This window comes from Thiothrix caldifontis, from assembly GCF_900107695.1.
GTDB classification, from domain to species: domain Bacteria; phylum Pseudomonadota; class Gammaproteobacteria; order Thiotrichales; family Thiotrichaceae; genus Thiothrix; species Thiothrix caldifontis.
In genome coordinates, this window is sequence record NZ_FNQP01000056.1 from 1 (window position 1) to 2,096 (window position 2,096).

The following is a 2,096-nucleotide window of genomic DNA, read 5'->3' on the forward strand; positions in this document are numbered from 1 at the left end:
AATGCCGGTGAATACCAGGTCTGTGTGGCTGCCACTAACTTCAAAGGCATGGGCAAGCTGGTAGGTTACACAGCGGGCGTGAATGGCAAAGAAGCCGATGCGAATACGGGTGGGGACAGTAATGACAATGGCGGCGAGCTAAGTGTCGACGGTATTTGTTCTAACTTTATCGTGTTGAATGATCAGGAACCGACCAGTGAGTTGCCAACGGCTCTGGGTACTGCGGGTGATGATGGTATGGGTACGGAAGATAGCCGTTCCAACCTCACGGTTGACTTTGCGGTGCTCCCACCAGCCGTAGCGCCTAAAGCTGTTTCCGTCGGTGATAGGGTTTGGATTGACACGAATGAAAACGGTCAACAAGACGCCGGTGAAACCGGTCTCAGCGGAGCCACCGTTACCTTGCTGGATAAGTCTGGCAACCCAGTCAATGATCTCGACGGCAAACCGGTAGCAGCAGTGACCACAGCGGCTGACGGTGTGTATTTGTTTGAAAACTTGCCCGAAGGCGAATACCTGATTCGCGTTGAAGCCCCCGAAGGCTACATTGGCACACAAGGTGGTGCCGATGTTGACGATGATGCTTCCAACACTGACAGCAACTGCCAAGTAGTGGATGGCAAGACACAAACCAGCCCATTCAACCTCACCACTGACACCCTAACGGCTGACTGCGGTTTCTACCAACCTAAAGCTCCAGTACACAGTCTTGGCAACCGTGTCTGGGTGGATGCCAACAACAACGGTCTCGCCGATGAGAGTGAACTGCCTGCCAGTGCAGGCATTACGTTAGCCCTAAAAGATGCAGAAGGCGCGGTGATCAGCTCCACCACCACGGATGCCGAAGGCCGCTACTTATTCAGCGGCTTAGCGGCAGGCAATTACCAAGTATGTGTCGTTGCCGATAACTTTGCTACGGGCAGCTTACTGGAAGGCTACACCGCCAGTACCGGTGGCACTGTAGCGGATGCAAACACCGACATTGACGGCGACGACAATGGCACAGATGACCTTGCCCAAGGTCTGTGCACCAACCTAGTAACGTTGAATGACCAAGAACCTACCCTCGAAGTCACAGCAAGCGGCGACGATGGCAATGATGGCGTAGGCACAGAAGACCAGCGTTCCAACCTCACCATCGACTTCGGCATTGTCCCACCGGTAGCCCCACCCAAAGCGGTTTCCGTTGGTGATAGAGTCTGGCTTGACACCAACGAAAATGGTCAACAAGATGAAGGGGAGGCTGGTCTTAGCGGAGCCGTCGTTACCTTACTGGATAAAGATGGCAACCCCGCCAATGATCTCGACGGCAAACCGGTAGCAGCGTTCACCACAGTGGCTGACGGCCTGTACCTGTTTGACAACTTGCTTGAAGGCGAATACCTGATTCGCGTCGATGCACCTGAAGGCTATGTCGCCACCCAAGGTGGCGCAGATGTAGACGACGATGCTTCCAATACCGACAGCAACTGCCAAGTGGTCGATGGCAAGACCCAAACCAGTGCCTTCAACCTCACGACAGACACCCTGACGGTCGATTGTGGTTTCTACCTGCCGAAAGCACCCATACACAGTGTTGGTAACAGCGTTTGGGTAGATGCCAACAACAATGGTCTATTCGATAAAGGTGAGCAACCCGTTGTTGATGGTGTGGTGATGGAATTGCTGGATAAGTCCGGCACTGTCATGGCCTACACCGAAACCAAAGACGGCTACTACCTGTTCAGCGGTCTAGCGGCTGGCGAATACAGCGTCTGCGTCGCACACGGCAACTTCGATGCGGGTTTATTGAAAGGTTACACACCTAGCAACACAGGCGATGAAACCGATGTCAACGACGGTATCGACAATGGTGACAATGGCGATAACGACACCCAAGACGGGCTATGTTCCAACGTCATCATTCTCGACGACAAAAACCCTACCGGTGAACAACCAACCGCCAGTGGAACAGCAGGTGATGACGGCATGGGTACGGACGATAACCGTTCCAACCTTACGGTTGACTTCGGTGTGGTTCCCCCGGTTGTTGAGCCACCCAAGGTTGTTTCTGTGGGTGATACCCTTTGGATTGACACCAACGAAAACGGTCAACA

1 protein-coding gene is annotated in these 2,096 nt (G+C 53.6%); it reads left to right on the forward strand.

All coding sequences use genetic code 11. The features are described 5' to 3' along the window. Positions 1–2,096 (forward strand): SdrD B-like domain-containing protein (locus BLV87_RS18875; protein WP_175518088.1); only part of this gene is annotated, 2,096 nt, incomplete at both ends.